Annotated in this window: 17 protein-coding genes; 10 read left to right on the top strand and 7 right to left on the bottom strand. The window is 74.7% G+C overall.

Features of this window, described 5'->3' with window-relative positions; genetic code table 11:
• Positions 1-218: 218 nt before the first annotated feature.
• Positions 219-977 (top strand): recombination regulator RecX, encoded by a 759-nt coding sequence (gene recX, locus ABTX81_RS28930; RefSeq protein ID WP_350551478.1) that lies wholly within the window; start codon positions 219-221, stop codon positions 975-977.
• 220 nt (positions 978-1197) lie between these two features.
• The gene (rny, locus tag ABTX81_RS28925) at positions 1198-2649 is read left to right on the top strand and encodes a ribonuclease Y (RefSeq protein WP_350551415.1); all 1452 of its coding nucleotides are present in this window, start codon (positions 1198-1200) and stop codon (positions 2647-2649) included.
• Here the strand turns inward: rny and ABTX81_RS28920 are convergent.
• The 5 genes from ABTX81_RS28920 to ABTX81_RS28900 all read right to left on the bottom strand — a co-directional run bounded on the left by ABTX81_RS28920 (position 2630) and on the right by ABTX81_RS28900 (position 7864).
• Positions 2630-4366, bottom strand: coding sequence for an FAD-dependent monooxygenase (locus ABTX81_RS28920; protein ID WP_350551413.1), 1737 nt, complete (start codon positions 4364-4366; stop codon positions 2630-2632). The genes rny and ABTX81_RS28920 overlap by 20 nt on opposite strands.
• A 134-nt stretch (positions 4367-4500) precedes the next feature.
• Positions 4501-5352: an amino acid ABC transporter permease gene (locus ABTX81_RS28915; RefSeq protein WP_350551410.1), complete on the bottom strand. Its 852-nt coding sequence runs from the start codon at positions 5350-5352 to the stop codon at positions 4501-4503.
• Positions 5349-6002: an amino acid ABC transporter permease gene (locus ABTX81_RS28910; protein WP_350551408.1), complete on the bottom strand. Its 654-nt coding sequence runs from the start codon at positions 6000-6002 to the stop codon at positions 5349-5351. The genes ABTX81_RS28915 and ABTX81_RS28910 overlap by 4 nt, the downstream gene beginning before the upstream one ends.
• Before the next feature lie 46 nt (positions 6003-6048).
• The gene (locus ABTX81_RS28905; protein ID WP_350551406.1) at positions 6049-6957 is read right to left on the bottom strand and encodes a glutamate ABC transporter substrate-binding protein; all 909 of its coding nucleotides are present in this window, start codon (positions 6955-6957) and stop codon (positions 6049-6051) included.
• Between the two features lie 133 nt (positions 6958-7090).
• The gene (locus ABTX81_RS28900) at positions 7091-7864 is read right to left on the bottom strand and encodes an amino acid ABC transporter ATP-binding protein (RefSeq protein ID WP_350551404.1); all 774 of its coding nucleotides are present in this window, start codon (positions 7862-7864) and stop codon (positions 7091-7093) included.
• A 419-nt stretch (positions 7865-8283) separates the two neighbouring features.
• On the opposite strand from ABTX81_RS28900, the gene ABTX81_RS28895 reads away from it, so the two are divergent.
• Together ABTX81_RS28895 and ABTX81_RS28890 are read left to right on the top strand one after the other, a co-directional pair.
• Positions 8284-9036, top strand: coding sequence for a response regulator transcription factor (locus ABTX81_RS28895; RefSeq protein WP_350551401.1), 753 nt, complete (start codon positions 8284-8286; stop codon positions 9034-9036).
• 6 nt (positions 9037-9042) lie between these two features.
• Positions 9043-10479, top strand: a complete 1437-nt coding sequence (locus ABTX81_RS28890; RefSeq protein ID WP_350551399.1) for a sensor histidine kinase — start codon at positions 9043-9045, stop codon at positions 10477-10479.
• A 73-nt stretch (positions 10480-10552) separates the two neighbouring features.
• On the opposite strand, the gene ABTX81_RS28885 is transcribed toward ABTX81_RS28890, so the two are convergent.
• Positions 10553-11560, bottom strand: coding sequence for a TAXI family TRAP transporter solute-binding subunit (locus ABTX81_RS28885; protein ID WP_350551396.1), 1008 nt, complete (start codon positions 11558-11560; stop codon positions 10553-10555).
• A gap of 73 nt (positions 11561-11633) precedes the next feature.
• Here ABTX81_RS28885 and miaB point away from each other — a divergent pair, with 73 nt between their 5' ends.
• Positions 11634-13136 carry a tRNA (N6-isopentenyl adenosine(37)-C2)-methylthiotransferase MiaB gene (miaB, locus tag ABTX81_RS28880; protein WP_350551393.1) on the top strand — a complete coding sequence of 501 codons (1503 nt, stop codon included), beginning with the start codon at positions 11634-11636 and terminating at the stop codon, positions 13134-13136.
• Positions 13137-13206: 70 nt separating this feature from the next.
• Complete coding sequence (locus tag ABTX81_RS28875; RefSeq protein ID WP_350551390.1) at positions 13207-13905, top strand: class III extradiol dioxygenase subunit B-like domain-containing protein; 699 nt, start codon at positions 13207-13209, stop codon at positions 13903-13905.
• A 69-nt stretch (positions 13906-13974) separates the two neighbouring features.
• On the opposite strand, the gene ABTX81_RS28870 is transcribed toward ABTX81_RS28875, so the two are convergent.
• Positions 13975-14232: an antitoxin gene (locus ABTX81_RS28870; RefSeq protein WP_350551387.1), complete on the bottom strand. Its 258-nt coding sequence runs from the start codon at positions 14230-14232 to the stop codon at positions 13975-13977.
• A gap of 136 nt (positions 14233-14368) precedes the next feature.
• On the opposite strand from ABTX81_RS28870, the gene miaA reads away from it, so the two are divergent.
• The 4 genes from miaA to ABTX81_RS28850 all read left to right on the top strand — a co-directional run bounded on the left by miaA (position 14369) and on the right by ABTX81_RS28850 (position 19614).
• Positions 14369-15328 carry a tRNA (adenosine(37)-N6)-dimethylallyltransferase MiaA gene (gene miaA / locus ABTX81_RS28865; protein WP_350551385.1) on the top strand — a complete coding sequence of 320 codons (960 nt, stop codon included), beginning with the start codon at positions 14369-14371 and terminating at the stop codon, positions 15326-15328.
• A 228-nt stretch (positions 15329-15556) separates the two neighbouring features.
• Positions 15557-16108 carry a hypothetical protein gene (locus ABTX81_RS28860; protein ID WP_350551382.1) on the top strand — a complete coding sequence of 184 codons (552 nt, stop codon included), beginning with the start codon at positions 15557-15559 and terminating at the stop codon, positions 16106-16108.
• A gap of 77 nt (positions 16109-16185) precedes the next feature.
• Positions 16186-17097 (top strand): diaminopimelate epimerase, encoded by a 912-nt coding sequence (gene dapF / locus ABTX81_RS28855; RefSeq protein ID WP_350551379.1) that lies wholly within the window; start codon positions 16186-16188, stop codon positions 17095-17097.
• A 228-nt stretch (positions 17098-17325) separates the two neighbouring features.
• Entirely contained in the window at positions 17326-19614 is a 2289-nt protein-coding gene (locus ABTX81_RS28850; protein WP_350551377.1) for a RelA/SpoT family protein, read from the top strand.
• Positions 19615-19713: the final 99 nt, after the last annotated feature.

Here is a 19713-nt window from a genome sequence, read left to right as displayed (position 1 = left end):
CGCAGCACAGCGGGCCGGTCGGCCCGGAGGACGACGACTACGGGCCGCCGGACTGGTTCGCGGCCGCGGCCGAACCGGAGCCGGAGTCGGCGCCGGCGCCCGCGCCGGAGCGCGCCCGGTCCGCGCGGCGGGCCGCGGCACGCCCGGCGGACGTGGAGGAGTTCGGGCTCGTCTCCGCCTCCGAGCTGCCCTCGGGGCGGCGTCGGCGCCGCTCGGCGCTGGCGGCGGAGAAGCCCGCCGGCCGCTCGGCCGATGGGGCCGGGTGGGACGGCGGAGCGGGGGCGGACGGTCGCGGGGGTGCGGCCGCCCCCGCCTTCCCGGAGGAGCGGCCCGGGCGCCGGGCAGGCCGTACCCGGCGCGGCGGGGCCGACCACTCGAACGGTGCGGCCGGCACGGACGGCGGCGGTGCCGCCGAGCGCTCCGGCGGCGCGTCCCGGAGCGGCCGGACCGAGGAACCGGCCGACCCCGAGAGCCGCGCCCGGGACATCTGCCTGCGCCTGCTCACCGGCGCGGCCAAGACCCGCAAGCAGCTCGCCGACGCCCTGCGCAAGCGGGAGATCCCGGAGGAGGTCGCCGAGGAGGTGCTGACCCGGCTGGAGGAGGTCGGGCTGATCGACGACGCGGCCTTCGCCCACGCCTGGGTGGAGTCCCGGCACAGCGTCCGGGGCCTGTCCCGGCGCGCGCTGGCGCAGGAGCTGCGGACCAAGGGGGTCGCCGGGGAGCTCGCCGAGCAGGCGCTCGCCCAACTCGACCAGGACGACGAGACCGAGGCGGCCCGCGCCCTGGTCGAACGCCGGCTGCGGACCACCCGGGGCCTGGAGCGGCAGACCCGCACCCGCCGGCTGGTCGGCATGCTCGCCCGGCGCGGCTACTCCGAAGGGCTGGCCTTCCGGGTGGTCCGGGAGGCACTGGACGAGGAGGAGTCCGGCGGCGGGGAGTACGGCGCGGCGTACGGGGACACGGCGTACCAGGACTGACGCCCGGGTCACCGGAGGTTACCCGACGGTTGGTCAACTGACTGGCCAGTCTTGACCGTTTCGTAACCCGCGCTTAGCCTCGCACTCAGTGCGGGAGCACGTCGATCATTCCGCGGCCACCCCCGGCCGCGCTCCCGGCCAGGCCTGCGACCGGGCGGTACCGGGCCGGCCGCGTGACGGTCCCGGGCGGCGTGCCGCGGCGGGACGGGGAGTGGGCAGCATGAGGATCGCGGTGAGCGCCGGATCGGCCGCCTCCCTGCTGGTGGCGGCCGTGCTGGCGGCCCTGGCAACGGGCTGGCTGCTGGCCCGGCGGTTCCGCGGCGCGCAGCGCCGGGCGGCCGCCGAGACCGAGCGGGCGCGGTGGCAGGCCGAGCGGCAGGCGGACCGGCTGCGCGCCGAACTCGACCGGCGCGAGGAGTGGTTGGCCGGCGAGCTGGACCGGCTGCGCGCCCGCGAGGGCGAACTGGCCGAGCGGACGGCCGAGGTGGCGCGTGCCCGGGACGAGGCGGCGGAGCTGCTGCGCTCCCGGGCGGCCGAACTGGAACGGACCGCCGGGCTCTCCGCGGACCAGGCCCGCGCCGAACTCGTCCGCGCGGCCGAGGCGCAGGCCCGCCGGGAGGCGGCGGTCACCGTCCGGGAGATCGAGCGCGTCGCCCGCGAGGAGGGCGAGCAGCGGGCCCGGGGCATCGTGGCCGGGGCGATCCAGCGGCTGGCGGCCGAGCAGACCGCCGAGACCGCGGTGTCGGTGTTCCGGCTGCCCACCGAGGAGATGAAGGGCCGGGTGATCGGGCGCGAGGGCCGCAACATCAAGACCTTCGAGGCCGTCACCGGCGTCAATCTGATCATCGACGACACCCCGGCGGTGGTGCAGCTCTCCTGCTTCGACCCGGTCCGCCGGGAGACCGCCCGGCTCACCCTGGAGCAGCTGGTCGAGGACGGCCGGATCCACCCGATGCGGATCGAGCACGTCCACGCGCGCAGCCGCGCGGAGGTGGAACGCCGCTGCGTCCGGGCCGGCGAGGACGCGCTGCTCGCCGTCCGGGTCGCCGGCATGCACCCGGAGCTGGTCCGCACCCTGGGCACCCTGCGCTACCGGGCCTCCTACGGGCAGAACGTGCTCGGCCACCTGGTGGAGTCGGCGCACCTGGCCGGGATGATGGCCGCCGAGCTGGGGGTGGACCCGGAGCCGGTGCGCCGCGCGGCCCTGCTGCACGACATCGGCAAGGCGCTGACCCACGAGGTCGAGGGCAGCCACGCGGCGGTCGGCGCGGACTTCGCCCGGCGGCACGACGAGCCGGCGGACGTGGTGCACGCGATCGCCGCGCACCACGGCGAGGTGGAGCCGAAGACCGTGGAGGCGGTGCTGGTCCAGGCCGCCGACGCCTGCTCGGGCGGCCGGCCGGGCGCGCGCAAGGAGTCGCTGGAGGCCTATGTGCGCCGGCTGGAGCGCCTGGAGGAGATCGCCCGGGCGCACGACGGCGTGGCCGACGTCTACGCGATGCAGGCCGGCCGGGAGGTCCGGGTGATGGTCCGCCCCGAGGTGGTGGACGACCTCGGGGCGCAGGTGATCGCCCGCGAGGTCGCCAAGCAGGTCGCCGAGGAGCTGACCTACCCGGGTCAGATCCGGGTCACGGTGGTCCGGGAGAGCCGGGTCACCGAGGTGGCCCGCTAGCGCCCTGGGCGTCGGCCGGCCGGGCGGCCGGCGGCTCCGGTTCGGGCTCGGGCGCGCCGGTGATCGAGGCCGGGCCGCCGCGGGCCCGGTCGGCCAGCGCCTGGAGGTCCTCGCCGTCCGCGCCCTGGGTGACCCCGACCAGGTGGCCGTCGGGCCGGATCAGCAGCACGCTGTGCGGGCCGGCGCCCGGGTAGGCCTCGGTGACCAGGACCTCGGCCGGCACCGGCAGGGCGGCGGCGACCTCGGCCAGCCGGGGCATCAGCCCGGCGCCCAGCCAGCGCTCCGCGGACCAGACGGCGGTGCCGGGGGCGACCAGCAGCAGCAGGAAGCCGGCGCCGAGCCGGGCGTGCAGCTGGTCCGGGGTGCCGTCGGTGGCCAGCACCGGCAGGTCGGGGACGAGCACGCCGGGCGCGGTGGCGGGCAGCAGCTCGCTGAGCGAGGTGGCGCCGCGGGTACCGCGCTGGGCCGGGACCCGGCCGGGCGCGCCGGAGGCGGCGGCCGGGTAGGCGGGGGCGCCGCCGAAGCGTCCGGTGCCGAGGTGGCCGTCGGCGAGCAGCGGCGCGTGCTTGCGGAACGAGCCGGTGAACAGCGAGCGCCGGGTCTGCGCCCAGCCGCGCAGCGGGCGCAGCAGCGGCATGGACTGGTCGACGGCCCGCAGCCGGGCGCCGACCGCGCCGCGCCGCTCGGCCTCGTAGCCGTCGAGCAGGGAGCCGCCGGGCTGCGGGCCGCCGGTGTGGAAGTGCCAGGCGAGGGCGAGCCGCCAGGCCAGGTTGTCGGCGTCGCGCAGGCCGTCGGTGAGGTTCTGCATGCCGAGGGCGCCGTGCAGATGGGCGGCGTCGCCGGCCAGGAAGCAGCGGCCGACCCGGAACCGGGCGGCCAGCCGCTGCTGGGCGGTGTGGTCGGCGGCGGCGAGCAGGTCGAACGTCGGGAGCTCGCCGCACCAGCCGGTGAGGGTGGCGGTGACCCGGGTGAGCAGGGTGTCGCCGGTGACGATGCCGGGCCAGGTGGCGTGCGGGTCGACCGGCTCGGTGACCGCGGGCCGGCCGGGGGGCAGCCGCCAGTCGAGCCGCCAGACGCCGTGCGGCAGCGGGCGGGCGGTGGCCTCGCGGTCGCCGCGCCACGGCGGCTCGCGGTGCAGCCGGGGTTCGGTGAACGGCAGGTCGACCCGGACGGTCGCGACGGCGCTGCGGTCGACGGCGGGGCGGCCGGGGAAGCGGATCCTCAGCAGTTTGCGGACGGCCGAGCGGGCGCCGTCGCAGCCGGCCAGATGGCTGCCGCGCCACCAGGTCTCGGTGCCGTCCTTCGGGTTGCGGGTGAGCACGCTGACGCCGTCGCGGTCCTGTTCGAGCCGGGTGACCCGGCTCAGCGGGACCAGCCGGACCAGCGGGGTGCCGGTGAGGGCGTCCTGCAGTCCGCGCTGCAGGCGGTGCTGGGGCAGGTGCAGCACGGGGGTGTCGGAGAGGTCCGTCCGGAGCACCTCCTGGCGGCGGCGCCAGACGGTGAAGGCGTCCCAGCGGGCGGCGTCGGCGACGGCCCGGGGGTAGCCGATCCTGCTGAGGAAGGCGGCGGTGTCGGTGCCGAGGACGACGCTGCGGGGGCTCTCGGGGCAGAGTCCGGAGCCCTCGTCGAGGACGACGGTCGGCACCTCGTGCCGGGCGAGCGCGAGGGCCAGGGCCAGGCCGACCGGCCCGGCCCCGACCACGATCACCGGGTCCATGCCGGACCCTTCGGGCCCGGACGGGTGCCGCGGATGCCGGAGCACGGGTCGCCCGTGAGGCTGCCGTCATATGCCGCGTGGATGCTCCCGGATGGTGTCACGAAGAGCAATGCAACAGTTCACCTGCGTGTCCGTCAAGCAGCAGAGGAAGTGCGCCGGTTCGCGCCGCCTCGCCCGCGTGCCTCGATCCACCGGGCGAGCGCGGTGAGCAACAGGCACATCGCGATGTAGATGGGCCCGATCACCAGGACGACGGGGATGTAGGGGAAGCCGGCGGCGTTGATCGGCTGGCTGGCGATGGCCTTACCGACGAAGAGCAGCTCGTGGTAGGTGATGATGAAGCCGAGCGAGGTGTCCTTGAGCGTGACGACCAGCTGGCCGATCATCGAGGGCAGCATCGAGCGGACCGCCTGCGGGACCAGGATGGTCGTCATCACCTGGGTCTTGCGCATCCCGAGCGCGTAGGCCGCCTCGCCCTGGCCGCGGGGGACGGCGTTGACGCCGCTGCGGATGATCTCCGCCTGGACCGAGCCGTTGTACAGGGTGAGCCCGAGCACCAGCGCCCACATCGGCTGCTTGGCGAAGAACCCGTAGTAGAGGGCGACGATCAGGATCAGCAGCGGCATCGCCCGGAAGAACTGGACGAAGGAGACGCACGCCCAGCGCACCGGCCGGTGGTCGGAGAGCTGCCCGGCGGCCAGCAGCGCGCCCAGCACCAGCGAGAACACCGCCGCCAGCCCGAAGGCCCGCAGGGTGGAGAGCAGGCCGTCGACGATCCGCTGCTGGACGGCCGTGTACTGGAACGCGTCCCAGAGCTGAGCGTCGAACTGGCCGTTGTCGTTCAGCGCGCTGAAGGCGTACCAGAGCAGCCCGGCGATGCCGAGCAGCGACAGCACCCCGAAGATCCGGTAGCGGGCGCTCGCCCGGGGGCCGGGGGCGTCGTAGAGGACGCTGGCCGCCGTGGAACGGGTGAGGAGCTTGCTCATCGGGCCACCGCCAGTCGGGACTCCAGGAAACGGAACAGCAGGGCGACGGTGGCGCTGATCAGCAGGTAGGCGCAGGCCACCCAGAAGAAGATCGCGAAGATCGAGTAGCCGTCCCCGTCGGAGAACCCCTGCTGGACGCTGTACAGCTCGCTGACGCTGAACGCGCCGGCGATCGCGGAGTTCCTGGGCAGGGCGATGAAGACGCTGCTCATCGGCGCCAGCACGGTCCGGGCCGCCTGCGGCAGGACGACGTGGACGAGGGTCTGGCTGAAGGTCAGGCCGAGGCTGCGGGCGGCCTCCGCCTGACCGAGCGGCACCGTGTTGATGCCGGAGCGCAGCACCTCGCAGACGAACGCGGCGGTGTAGCCGCCGAGCGCCAGCACCGCGAAGGTGAGGTGGCTGAAGTGCACGCCGAGCGGCGGGAGGCCGAAGGTCACGGCGAAGAACAGCACGGTCAGCGGGGTGTTGCGGAAGACCGTCACCCAGCCGGTGCCGAAGGCCCGCAGGACCGGGATCGGGGAGACCCGGAAGGCCGCCAACAGGGTGCCCAGCAGCAGGGCGAGCAGCGCGCTGAGCGCGCTCAGCTCGATCGTCTGCAGGAAGCCGTCGCGGAACAGCGCGAAGTTGCCGTCCTCGAACAGGAAGCCCATCCGGCGGCCCTCCTCTCAGGGGTTCGTCGACTCGGGGAGCGGTGGATCAGTAGCGGTCGAGGGCCGGCGGCTGCGGCGCGGTGGAGCCGGAGAGGCCGAGGGTGGCGTCGTAGGCCTTCTTCCAGTCGCCGTTGTCCTGGTGGGCCTTGATGGCGTCGCTGATCGCGTCGCGCAGCGCCTTGTCGTCCTTGTTCAGGCCGACGCCGTAGTTCTCCTTGGTGAAGGGCTGGCCGACCACCTTGAGCTTGGGCGCGTACTTGGAGGCGTAGCCCTTGAGGATCGCGTCGTCGGTGGTGACCGCGTCGACCTCGCCCGACATCAGCTTCTCGACGCAGGCCGAGTAGGTGTCGAACTGGGTGATCTTCGGCGAGTACTTCTCGATGTTCTTGATCGAGGTCGAGCCGGTGGCGGTGCAGACGTTCTTGCCGTTGAGCGAGTCCGGGCCGGTGATCGCCGTGTTGTCGGCCTTGACCAGCAGGTCCTGGCCGGCGATGTAGTACGGGCCGGCGAAGGAGACGGTCTTCTTGCGCTCGTCGTTGATGCTGTAGGTGCCGACGTAGAAGTCGATCTGGCCCTTGGCGATGGCCGGCTCGCGCTGCGAGGAGACCAGGGTCTGCCACTTGATCTGCTGCGGGGTGAAGCCGAGGTCGGCGGCGACCATCTTGGCGATCTCGATGTCGAAGCCGCTGCGGTCGCCGGTGGCGAGGTCCTCGAAGCCGAGGAACGGCTGGTCGGCCTTGGCGCCGATGATCAGCTGGCCGCGCTGCTTGGCGGCGGCCAGGATCGCCGAGTCCACCTTGACGTCGGACTTCACGGTGTAGGTGGGCAGGGCCGGCGCGGCGCTGCCGCCGGCCGCGGTGGCGGTGCCACCGGGGGTGCCGTCCTTGCCGCAGGCGGCGGTGGCGGTGAGCGCGACGGCACAGAGCGCGACGGCGAAGGTGCGACGAGTCCTCATGAGGGTGCTCTCCTCGGGCTGGGCCACGGGTCAACCGGGCTCTGGCGAAGGTAAGTTCGAACGTGGGGGCGGACGGGCGGGCGGGCGCGCGGCGGCGCCCTCGGCGCCGTCGGCCGGGATCCGGCCCGGGGGATCAGTGGTGCAGGATCTTGGAGAGGAAGTCCTTGGCGCGGTCGGAGCGCGGCGCGGTGAAGAAGGCCTCGGGGGTGTTCTGCTCGACGATCCGGCCGTCGGCCATGAACAGCACCCGGTTGGCGGCGGAGCGGGCGAAGCCCATCTCGTGGGTGACGACCACCATGGTCATGCCGTCGGCGGCCAGCCGGCGCATGACCTCCAGCACCTCGTTGATCATCTCGGGGTCGAGCGCCGAGGTGGGCTCGTCGAAGAGCATCACCTTCGGGTTCATCGCCAGTGCCCGGGCGATCGCGACGCGCTGCTGCTGGCCGCCGGACAGCTGGGCCGGGTACTTCGCGGCCTGGGCGCCGACGCCGACCCGGTCCAGCAGCTCCCGGGCGGTCGCCACGGCCTTGTCCCGGGCGATGCCGCGGACCTTCACCTGGCCGAGGACCACGTTCTCCAGCACGGTCTTGTGGGCGAACAGGTTGAAGCTCTGGAAGACCATGCCGACCTCGGCCCGCAGCCGGGCCAGCTCGCGGCCCTCGGCGGGCAGCGGACGGCCGTCGATGGTGATCGTTCCGGAGTCGATGGTCTCCAGCCGGTTGATCGTCCGGCACAGCGTGGACTTGCCCGAGCCGGACGGGCCGATCAGGACGACCACCTCGCCCTGCTGGATCTCCAGGTCGATGTCCTGGAGCACGTGCAGCGCACCGAAGTGCTTGTTCACGTTGCTCAGGACCACCAGCGGGGCGGCGTCGGCACGGGAGTCCTTGTCGAGGCTCGTGGTCATCGCGCCGGCTCCCTCTGGTCGGCCCACGGGGGATGAACTCCCTTGGGCGGCAATGGTGGTAGGAATCCGAGGGCCGCAACCGGCGGAGTCGCGGCCCTCGGTGGGGCGACCATAGGAGTCCTGACGACGCCACGTCAGCCGATCTGAGCGGAACTTGAGGATCACGATCCGGCCACACGATCGGCGGGTGCTGTTCACCGGCGGCCGGGACGGGCACAGTGGCAGCGTCCGCGGCCGCCCCGGAGGCGAGCGGCGCCCCGGCCGCCGTCACCGGCCGTCACCGGCCGTCCCTGGCGTCCGGGCCGTCCCTGGCCCATACTGCGCAGAACCGGGACCTTGCCCGGCAGGGGGAGCCGTCGCGACCGTACGACGGCCGCGGGAGAGACCCCCGGAGCACCGTCCGGGAGAGGAGGAGACACATGCGACTGCTGCTCGTCGAGGACGACGAACGGGTGGCCGCCGCGCTGGTCGCGGTCCTGGGCCGGCACGGTTTCCAGGTCCGGCACGCCCGCAGCGGCCACGAGGCGCTGGACGCCCTGGTGCCGGACGGCAACGAGCCCTACCGGGTCGTCCTGCTCGACCTCGGCCTGCCCGACCGGGACGGCTTCGAGGTCTGCAGCCGGATCCGGGCCGGCAGCGGTGTGCCGGTGATCATGGTGACCGCGCGCGCCGACATACGCTCCCGGATCCACGGCCTCAACCTCGGCGCCGACGACTACATCACCAAGCCCTACGACATGGGCGAGCTGCTCGCCCGGATCCACGCGGTGGCCCGCCGCGGCGCCGCCCCCGCCGCCGTCGCCGTGCCGGCCCCGGACACCGTCCCGCAGCAGCGCGGGCCGCTGGAGTCCCGCGGCATCGTGATCGACCGCGAGCGCCGCCGGGTCAGCGTCGACGGCCGGGACGTGCCGCTCACCCGCAAGGAGTTCGACCTGCTGGCGCTGCTCGCCCAGAGCCCCGGCGTGGTCTACCGCCGCGAGCAGATCTTCAGCGAGGTCTGGCGCAGCGGCTGGGAGGGCAACGGCCGCACCCTGGAGGTGCACATCGGCTCGCTGCGCACCAAGCTCGCCCTGCCCGGCCTGGTCGAGGCCGTCCGGGGCGTCGGCTACCGGCTGATACCCGAGTGCCCGGCCGCCGCCGACACCCCGCCCCCGGCCCGCGCGGAGCGCTGACCGTACGTGCGTACCCGCCTGCTCGGCATCCTGCTGGCGCTGATGCTCTGCGTGCTCGCCGCGCTCGGCATGCCGCTCGCGGCGGCGTTCGCGGCCGCCGAGCAGAGCCGGGTGGTCGTCGACCGGCTGGACGACGCCGCCCGGTTCGCCCAGGACCTGCCGACCTCCGGCTCCGGCCTGGAGTCGGCGCTCAAGGGCGACCCGCAGCCCGCCCCCGGCGACCTCAGCCGCCGGCACGCGCTGGACGCCGAGGTGGCGCGCTACCACGAGCTCTACGGGGTGCGGATCGGCATCTTCCAGCGCGACGGCATGCCGATCGCGGTGGCCCCGGCCGACTGGCGGGTGCCCGCCAGCGGCTGGGCCGACCAGGCCTTCCAGGAGGCGCTGGACGGCCGGCGCAGCCACAACCCGCCGCAGGTCTGGCCGTGGACCCCGGACCGCACGCTCACCGTCGCCACCCCGGTGGTCCGGGACGGCGACGTGGTCGCGGTGGTGCTCAGCGAGTCCCCGACCGGCGCGCTGCGCGCCCGGGTGGTGCGCAAGTGGCTGGTGATCGGGGCCGGCGAGGCCGCCGCGATGATCGTCGCGGTGCTGCTCGCCGCCCGGCTCACCGAGTGGGTGCTGCGCCCGGTCCGCACCCTGGACCGCGCCACCCACGACATCGCCACCGGCCGGATGAACGCCCGGGTGGCCCCCGGCGGCGGGCCGCCCGAGCTGCAGCGGCTCGCCCGTTCGTTCAACGAGATGGCCGACCACGTGGTGCTCGCCCTGGACCAGCAGAAGGCCTTCGTCGCGGACGCCTCCCACCAGCTGCGCAACCCGCTGGCGGCGCTGCTGCTGCGGGTCGAGGTGCTGGGACTGGAGCTGCCCGAGGGGCACGAGGAGGAGCTCGGCGGGGTCCGTGAGGAGGGCGTCCGGCTGGCCCGGGTGCTGGACGACCTGCTCGGGCTGGCCACCGCCGAGCACGCCCGCCCGGAACCCGAGCCCACCGACCTGGCCGCGCTCACCCTGGAGCGGGTGGACGCCTGGCGGCCGCTGGCCGGGCAGCGCGGGATCGAGCTGGTCTGGGAGGGCCCGGCGCTGGCGCTCGGCCTGGCCGACCCGATCGGCTTCGGCAGCGCGCTGGACGCGGTGCTCGACAACGCGCTGAAGTTCGGGCCCGAGGGGAGCCGGGTGCGGGCGCTGGTCGCCGTGCGGCGCGAGGAGGTCGCGGTGACCGTCTCCGACCAGGGCCCCGGCCTCACCGAGGAGGAGCTGGCCCGGGCCGGCGACCGGTTCTGGCGCAGCCCCCGGCACCAGAACGTGGACGGCTCGGGGCTCGGCCTGTCGATCGCCCGCACCCTGCTCCAGGCGGCCGGCGGCTCGCTCGCCTTCGGCACCGCGACACCGTCCGGCCTCGCCGTCACCCTCGCGGTGCCCAGGGCCGGGCGCACGAAGGCCTAGGGTCCGTCTTCAAGCCCCCGCCTGCCGGGGGTTTGAAGACGGACCCTGGCCGCGGCCCGACGGCCGTACTGCCTCAGGGCTTCACCGAGCGGTAGTAGCGGGCGGCGCCCTCGTGGAGCGGGAGCGGGTCGGTGTAGACGGCGGTGCGCAGGTCGACCAGCTGGGCGGCGTGCACCTGGGCGCCGATCTGGTCGCGGCTGTCGATCACCGCCCGGGTCATGCCCTGGACCAGGTCGTCGTCCACGTCGGCCCGGGTGATCAGCAGATTGGGCACGGCGACGGTGGCGACCGCGGCCTGCGGTTCGGCGTTCGGATAGGTGCCCTTCGGCATGGTGGCCGCCCGGTAGGCGTCCGTCCCGCCGCCCTCGACCAGGTGGACCGCCTCGGCGAGGTCGCCCAGCGGCACGATCCGGATCCGGACGTGCTCGGACAGCTCGGTGAGGGCGCTGGTGGGCAGGCCGCCGGACCAGAAGAACGCGTCCAGCTGCCCGGTCCGCAGCTGGTTCGCCGCGTCGCCGATGCCCAGGAACGCCGGGGAGATGTCGCGGTCCGGGTTCAGCCCGGCCGCCGCCAGCAGTCTGCGGGTCACCAGGTTCACGCCGGAGAGCGACTGGCCGACGCCGACCCGCAGGCCCTTGAGGTCGGCGGCGCTGTGCACCGGGGAGCCGGCCGGCACGATCAGCTGCAGGTAGTCGTCGTAGAGCCGGGCGATGGCCCGCAGCTTCTCCCGGCCGGGGCCGGTGTACTGGGCCACCGAGTCGGCGGTGGCGATCGCGAAGTCGTCCCGGCCCGAGGTGACCCGGTCCAGGTTGTCGATCGAGCCCTCGGAGTTGTCCAGCTCCAGCCGCACCCCCGGCATCGCCTTGGCGAGGTGGGCGTCCAGCAGTTTCCCGTACCGGTCGTACACCCCCTGCTCGACGCCGGTGGCCAGCCTGGTCTCGCCGCGCGGGTGGCCGGTCGAGCCGCCCGCCGACAGCCACCAGCCGCCCAGCGCCGCGAGCACCAGCGCCAGGGCCAGCACGGCCCGCCACAGCGGACGGCGGGCCGCGGCGCGGAGGCGGGAGGGAGTACGGGGGGCCATGCAAGGGATAGTGCCAGGCGCGGAGTGCGAACGGGAGGGAAAAGTCGTTCGCGGCTGCCCGTACCCTGGTCGGGTGAGCGGTGACAGCGGATCGAAGAGCTACAAGGTCGTCACGTACGGCTGCCAGATGAACGTCCACGACTCCGAGCGGCTCTCCGGGCTGCTGGAGGACGCGGGGTACGTGAAGGCGGGGCAGGACGGCGACCCCGACCTGGTGGTGTTCAACACCTGCGCGGTGCGGGAGAACGCCGACAACAAGCTGTACGGCAACCTCGGGCAGCTGGCTCCGGTCAAGAGCCGCCACCAGGGCATGCAGATCGCCGTCGGCGGCTGCCTGGCGCAGAAGGACCGCGACACCATCGTCCGCAAGGCCCCCTGGGTCGACGTGGTCTTCGGCACCCACAACATCGGCCACCTGCCGGCCCTGCTGGAGCGGGCCGCGGTCGAGCGGAAGGCCCAGGTCGAGATCCTGGAGTCGCTGGAGACCTTCCCGTCCACGCTGCCCACCCGCCGGGAGTCCGCCTACGCCGCGTGGGTCGCGATCTCGGTCGGCTGCAACAACACCTGCACCTTCTGCATCGTCCCCGCGCTGCGCGGCAAGGAGGAGGACCGCCGTCCCGGCGACGTCCTCGCCGAGATCGAGGCGCTGGTCGACGAGGGCGTCATCGAGGTCACCCTGCTCGGCCAGAACGTCAACGCCTACGGCTCCGACCTGGGCGACCGCGAGGCCTTCTCCAAGCTGCTGCGCGCCGCCGGGCAGATCGAGGGCCTGGAGCGGATCCGCTTCACCTCGCCGCACCCGCGCGACTTCACCGACGACGTGATCGCCGCGATGGCCGAGACCCCGAACGTGATGCACCAGCTGCACATGCCGCTGCAGTCCGGCTCCGACCCCGTCCTCAAGGCGATGCGCCGCTCCTACCGGCAGGAGCGCTTCCTGAACATCATCCGCAAGGTGCGGGAGGCGATGCCGGACGCCGCCATCTCCACCGACATCATCGTGGGCTTCCCCGGCGAGACCGAGGAGGACTTCGAGGAGACCATGAAGGTCGTCCGCGAGGCCCGCTTCACCAATGCCTTCACCTTCCAGTACTCCAAGCGCCCGGGCACCCCGGCCGCCGAGATGGAGGACCAGATCCCGAAGGCGGTCGTCCAGGCCCGCTACGACCGGCTGATCGCCCTCCAGGAGGAGATCTCCTGGGAGGAGAACAAGAAGCAGGTCGGCCGCACCCTGGAGATCCTGGTCGCCGAGGGCGAGGGCAAGAAGGACGACCGGACCGACCGGCTCTCCGGCCGGGCGCCGGACAACCGGCTGGTCCACTTCACCCGGCCCGCCGAGCCGGTCCGCCCGGGTGACATGGTCACGGTGGAGATCACCTACGCCGCCCCGCACCACCTGCTGGCCGAGGGCCCGACGCTCGCGGTGCGCCGCACCCGGGCGGGCGACGCCTGGGAGAAGCGCCAGGCCAAGCCCGCCGCCAAGCCGGCCGGCGTGATGCTGGGCCTGCCGTCGATCGGCGCCCCGGCGGCGCTGCTGCCGGCCGCCCCGGCCGGCGGCGCCTGCTGCGGGGACTGACCGCGTCGAAGCGCGCACGGCCCGGTGGGACCTCCTGGTCCGCCGGGCCGTCTTCGTTAGAGTGATCCACATGCTGGTTGCCGCCGCCGTCTGCCCCTGTCCGCCACTGCTCGTCCCGGAGGTCGCCGCCGGGGCGGCGGCCGAGCTGGAGCCGCTGCGCGCGGCCTGCGACGAGGCGCTCGGGGTGGTGCTCGCGGCCGCGCCGGACCTGCTCGTGGTGGTCGGCACCGGGCCGGAGGCCGAGGTGTGGACCGAGGGCGGGGCCGGGTCGTTCCACCGGTACGGCGTGCCGCTGGTGGCCGCGCTGCCGGGCGGCCGGGCCGAGGGGCCGGAGCTGGCGCCCTCGCTGACCGTCGGCGCCTGGCTGCTCGGGCGGGCCGGGGTGACGGTGCCGACGCACGCCTGCGCGGTGCCCGCCGACGCGCCCGCCGACCGGATGCTCGGGCTCGGCCAGGGCCTGGCCGGGCTCGCCGACCGGGTCGGGCTGCTGGTGATGGGGGACGGCAGCGCCTGCCGCTCGCTGAAGGCGCCCGGCTACCTGGACGAGCGCGCCGAGGGCTTCGACGCCGGGCTGGCGCGGGCGCTGGGCTCGGCGGACACCGCGGCGCTGGCCGCCCTGGACGCGGGACTGGCCGCCGAGCTGAAGGCCGAGGGGCGGGCGCCCTGGCAGGTGCTGGCCGGCGCCGCCGAGGGCGCCGGCCTCACCGCGCGGCTGGGCTACCAGGACGCGCCGTACGGCGTGGGCTACCTGGTCGCCTCCTGGAGCTGAGCCTGCCGTAGCGGGGCCGTCGGGCCGTCGGACCGTCCCGCCGACGGCCCCGGCCAGCCGGTCGGGCGGTCAGGCGGTCGGGCCCGGTCCGCCGTCCGCCGGGGTGCCGGGGGCCTCGGGCTTGTGGGCGAAGTCGTCCACGGCGCCCTTGGCCTTGCTGGTGCCGTGCTCGATCTTCTCGGTGTACTTGCCCTTGGTGGCCTTGTCGATCGCGCCGCCGGCCTTCTCCACCGCGCTCCCGATCTGGTCACTGTGCTTGCCGGCGAACTCGCTGGCCTTGTCCTTGAGCTCTCCGGCCTTGCCCTTGAGGTTGTCCATCAGACCCATGACGCCTCACCCTTCCTCAATGTCTCTCTCACAACGTCCGCCAGGACGGAACCGTTCGCAACGGGACGGGTCGGTTGAAAAGGGGTCCAACCGGCCGGCCCGTCGGCGGGCCGGCGTTCCCTGGCAGACTTGACCGGTGAGCAGCCCCACCACCGCCCAGTCCGCCCGCCCCCGCGTCGTCTCGGTCGTCGGCGCGACCGCCGCCGGCAAGTCCGACCTGGCCGTCGCCCTGGCCCGCGCCCTCGACGGCGAGGTGATCAACACCGACTCGATGCAGCTCTACCGCGGCATGGACATCGGCACGGCCAAGCTCACCGAGGAGGAGCGCGGCGGCGTCCCGCACCACCTGCTGGACATCTGGGACGTCACCGAGGCCGCCAGCGTGGCCGAGTACCAGCGGCTGGCCCGGGCCGAGATCGACCGGCTGCTCGCGGCCGGCCGCACCCCCGTCCTGGTCGGCGGCTCCGGCCTGTACGTCCGGGCGGCGATCGACGAGATGGAGTTCCCGGGTACCGACCCGGAGGTCCGCGCCCGGCTGGAGGAGGAGCTGGAGCGGGTCGGCCCGTACGCGCTGCACGGGCGGCTGGCGGAGCTGGACCCGGCCGCGGCCGAGGCGATCCTGACGAGCAACGGGCGGCGGATCGTCCGGGCGCTGGAGGTCATCGAGATCACCGGGCAGCCGTTCACCGCCAATCTGCCGAGCAACACCGCCGTGTACGACGCGGTGCAGATCGGCGTCGCGGTGCCGCGCCCCGAGCTGGACGAGCGGATCACCCTGCGGGTGGACCGGATGTGGCGGGACGGGCTGCTGGACGAGGTGCGGGAGCTGGAGGGGGCCGGGCTGCGCGACGGCCGGACGGCCTCCCGGGCGCTCGGATACCAGCAGGTGCTCGACCACTTCGCCGGTCGGTGCACGGAGGACGAGGCGCGCGCCGAGACGGTCCGGGCCACCAAGCGGTTCGCCCGCCGGCAGGAGTCCTGGTTCCGCCGCGACGACCGGATCCACTGGCTCGCGCGGCCGGCCGGCACCGACCCGGTCGCGCTGCTGGACCGCTCGCTGGAGCTGATCGACCGTCAGGAATCCGTCGCCCGATAGGCGCTTTCCGGCCATCCGGCGGTGCAGTTGCGCGCGCAGACGGGCGTGCAGGACGGCATGGCGGTCACGACCGGATCACGTGATGGCCACGGATCACCCGTCGGCCCCGGTCAGGCCCGGAACGCCCCTCTGGACATGCCATCATCGATGTCATAAGGGTCTGCCCGGGCGGGTCGACCGTGCCCGGCCGCGAGTCCGCACTCGTGTCGAACTGTCAGGGGAGGCCGCGTGTCCACGGGTACCGGCCCCGAGACCGGCCGGAGCGCCGGGTCGGTGAACGGCGCGTCCGGCAACGGCGGCGGCCGTGCCACCGCGCAGGCCGACGGTCTGGACGCCTCGACGCTGCCCGACCTGCCGGTGCTGCCCGGCCTCGACGCGCCCACCTCCTACGCGGTCGGGCTGCCGGCCCTGGACACCCGCGCCCCCTCCGGCGCGGTGCACGAGCGGGAGATCCGGCCGCGCCGCCGGCTCCGCTGGTGGCAGACCCTGCCGATCGCCCTGCTGGCCACCGCCGGCTCGCTGATGTTCGCCTTCCCGCTGGCCTTCGGCTCGGCCGGGGCCGGCTCGGCGATGATCGGGATGCTCGGCCTGCTGCTCACCGCCGCCTCGCTCGGCTGGGGCGCGATGGCGGCCCGGCACGCGGGCTACAAGTGGCCCGGCCTGCCGCGCCGCGGCACCGGCGAGCGGGCCGGCTGGAAGGCGATCGTGATCTACACGCTGATCGTGCTGGCCGCCTGCGCGCTGGCCCTGTACCGGGTCGTCCGGCTCTCCGGACGGTAGCCGGACCGCCCCGTCCGGGCTCCGGAACCGGAGAGCGGTGCTCCGGTGCTCCGGTGCTCCTCGGTACCATCGGGAGGGTGACCGCATCCTCCGCGCAGCCCGTCGGCCTCCCCTTCCTCAAGGGGCACGGCACCCAGAACGACTTCGTGATCGTCCCCGACCCGGAGGGCCGGCTGGCCATCGGCCCCGAGGCCGTGGCCGCGCTGTGCGACCGCCGGTCGGGCATCGGCGGCGACGGGCTGCTGCGCGTGGTGCGCTCCGCCGCCGACCCGGTGGCGGCCGGCCAGGCCGACCGCGCCGAGTGGTTCATGGACTACCGCAACTCCGACGGCTCGATCGGCGAGATGTGCGGCAACGGCATCCGCGTCTTCGCCCGCTACCTGGTCGAGGCCGGGCTGGCGAAGCCGGGAGAGCTGCCGGTGGCCACCCGGGCCGGCCTGCGGACCGTGCGGGTCGCCGAGAACGCCGAGGACGGCACGTCCGGCGAGATCACCGTCGACATGGGACACGCGCTGCTGCCCGGTCCGGACGGGATCGAGGTGACGGTCGGCGGGCGCAGCTGGCCGGCCCTGAACGTCAACATGGGCAACCCGCACGCGGTCGCCTTCGTCGAGAGCCTGGACCACGCCGGCGAGCTGCTCACCGCGCCGCCGGTGAGCCCCGGGGGCGTCTACCCGGAGGGTGTCAACGTCGAGTTCGTGGTGGACCGGGGGCCGCGGCACGTCGCGATGCGGGTGCACGAGCGCGGTTCCGGCGAGACCCGCTCCTGCGGCACCGGCGCGTGCGCCGTCGCGGTGGCCGCCGCCCGCCGGGACGGTGTGGACCCGGCGGTCACCGGCGAAGCCGTGACCTACACGGTGGACGTGCTGGGCGGCCGGTTGACGATCACCGAGCACCCGGACGGCCGGGTGGAGAAGACCGGTCCGGCGGTCATCGTCGCCCGCGGCGAACTGGACCCGGCCTGGTCGGCGCTGGTGCGGGGAGTCTGACCGGCCGTCACCGGCCGGAGCCCGCCCCGGAGATCGTCCCGGAGCTCGTCCGGCCGCGCGGACCGGTCAACGGCCGGTCCGCGTTTGCCCATTTCGTCCGGGATCGAATCCCCCCGTTCGGGTGATACGCCTGACGGACGGGAAGCGGGGCCTCGCGGAACGTGCTCTGCTCGGTAGCATGGACCACCGGGTCGGCCCACGCCCCCGGTACTGCTGCCGGAGGTGCCGATGACCATCGAAGCCGGGCAGCCCCTGGCGGGGCAGCCGACGTCCGCACGGCAAGCCGGGCCCAGGCGCCCGCTCGGCGGGTTGGGCCGGGCCGCGCTCGGCCGCGCCGGGCGCGCCGCGCTGCTGGCCACCGGCCGTCCGCCGGTGCCGGACGCCCTCGAACCGCTGGTCCAGGCCCACCGCCGGCACCATCCGCAGGCCGACCTCGGCCTGCTCGGCCGCGCCTACCGGCTGGCCGAGGCGAGCCACCGCGGCCAGAAGCGCAAGAGCGGCGAGCCGTACATCACCCACCCGCTGGCCGTCACCATGATCCTGGCCCAACTCGGCGCCGGGACGACCACCTTGGTCGCCTCGCTGCTCCACGACACGGTCGAGGACACCGAGTTGACGCTGGAGCAGGTGGCCGAGGGGTTCGGCCCCGAAGTCGCCTACCTGGTCGACGGGGTGACGAAGCTGGAGAAGGTCGACTTCGGCGCGGCGGCCGAGGCGGAGACCTTCCGCAAGATGCTGGTCGCCACCGGGGACGACGTCCGGGTGATGGTCATCAAGCTGGCCGACCGGCTGCACAACATGCGCACCATCCGGCACATGAAGCCGGCCAGCCAGGCGCGGATCGCCAAGGTCACCCGGGACGTGCTGATCCCGCTGGCCGAGCGGCTCGGCATCCAGGTGCTGAAGGCGGAGCTGGAGGACATCGTCTTCGCCACCCTGCACCCCGAGGAGCACACCCGCACCCGCGCCCTGCTCGGGCGGCACGAGGCCGGGCCGGACACCCTGCTGGCGCCGTTCGCCCACAGCCTGGCCCGCCAGCTCGGCGAGGCCGGGATCGCCGCCGAGGTCACCGTGCGCCCCCGGCACTGCGTCTCGCTGCACCGGGTGCTGCTCAAGCGGGCCGCTGCTCCCGGGCCGGACGGCAAGCCGCAGGGGCCGCAGCCGGCCGACTTCGGGCGGCTGCTGGTGGTGGTGGAGGAGAACGCCGACTGCTACGCGGTGCTCGGCGAGCTGCACACCTGCTGGACGCCGCTGCCGGGGGAGTTCAAGGACTTCGTGGCCGCGCCGAAGTTCAACCTCTACCAGTCGCTGCACACCGCGGTGGCGCTGGCCGGCGGCGAGGTGGTCGAGGTGCTGGTGCGCACCCGGCGGATGCACGAGGTCGCCGAGACCGGGGTGGTCGCGCTCGGCGACCCCCGGCAGCCGGGGACCGGCGGCGACCAGGGCCGGGACGAGCTGGACCGCACCGACCCGGCCCGGCCCGGCTGGCTCTCCCGGTTGCTGGAGTGGCAGCAGGAGACCCCGGACCCGGACGCCTTCTGGTCCGCGCTCACCGCCGACCTGGCCGGGGACCGTGAGATCACCGTGGTCACCGAGCGTGGTGAAACGCTTCAGCTCCGAGCCGGCGCCACCTGTGTGGACGCCGCCTACCTGCTGGGCGAGGAGACCGGCCACCGCTGCATCGGGGCCCGGGTGAACGGCCGGCTCGCCGCGCTCTCCACCGTGCTGCACGACGGCGACCGGGTGGCCATCCTCACCGAGGAGGCCGCGGGACCGGCGCCCGAGTGGCTCGCGCACGCCCGCACCCCGGCCGCCCGGCTCGCCATCGAGCGCTGGCTGGCCGACCACCCGGCCGACCAGCCGCCGCGCCGCCCGGTGGTCCGCACCGGCCCGTCCGCCGGGCAGCCCGCGCCGCCCGACCGCCCGGCCGCCGCCGGCCGGCCCGCCGCCCCGGTCGTCGTGGCGGACCGCCCCGGGGTGCCCGTCCGGCTGGCCCGCTGCTGCACCCCGGTGCCGCCGGACGAGATCGCCGGCTATCCCATCCGCGGCGGCGCGGTCGCCGTGCACCGGGCCGGCTGTCCGGCGGGGGAGCGGATGCGGGCCGACGGGCGCGGCGCCCTGGAGGTCGGCTGGCGCCCCGGCGGCGCCCCGGCGGGGGGCTACCGGGCCACCCTGCGGGCGGAGGCGCTGAACCGGCCCCGGCTGCTGGCCGACCTCACGGCCGCGATCTCGGCGGAGGGGGTCGGGATCGTCTCGGCCGAGGTGGAGCCGCCGCAGGAGCTGCGGGTGCGGCACACCTACACCGTCGAGCTGCCCGACCCGGCCGCGCTGGCCGCCGTGCTGCGGGCCATGCTGCGGGTCTCCGGGGTGTACGACGTGGAGCGCCCGCACGCCCCCGCCGGGGGCGGCCCGGGGCGTCCGCCGGCCGGCGCGGCGGCGCCGGAGGAAATGGGGATGACCGGCGCGCGTCCGGCGTGCGACCATCATGGGGAATTCACGGCCGGACCGCGGCGTTGACCGGGCGGAGGAGTCTCAGCCCGTCCCGCGGCCCCGAGGGGTAGCTCACACCTCGCCCGAGTGCTAGACGGGGCGGCAGCTGGGCAGACTCCGGGCACG

Origin of the sequence: Kitasatospora sp. NPDC097605 (assembly GCF_040302725.1) — a bacterium.
GTDB lineage: Bacteria > Actinomycetota > Actinomycetes > Streptomycetales > Streptomycetaceae > Kitasatospora.
Note: the sequence above shows the minus strand (reverse complement) of the source record. Positions and strands in the feature narration are given on the sequence as shown.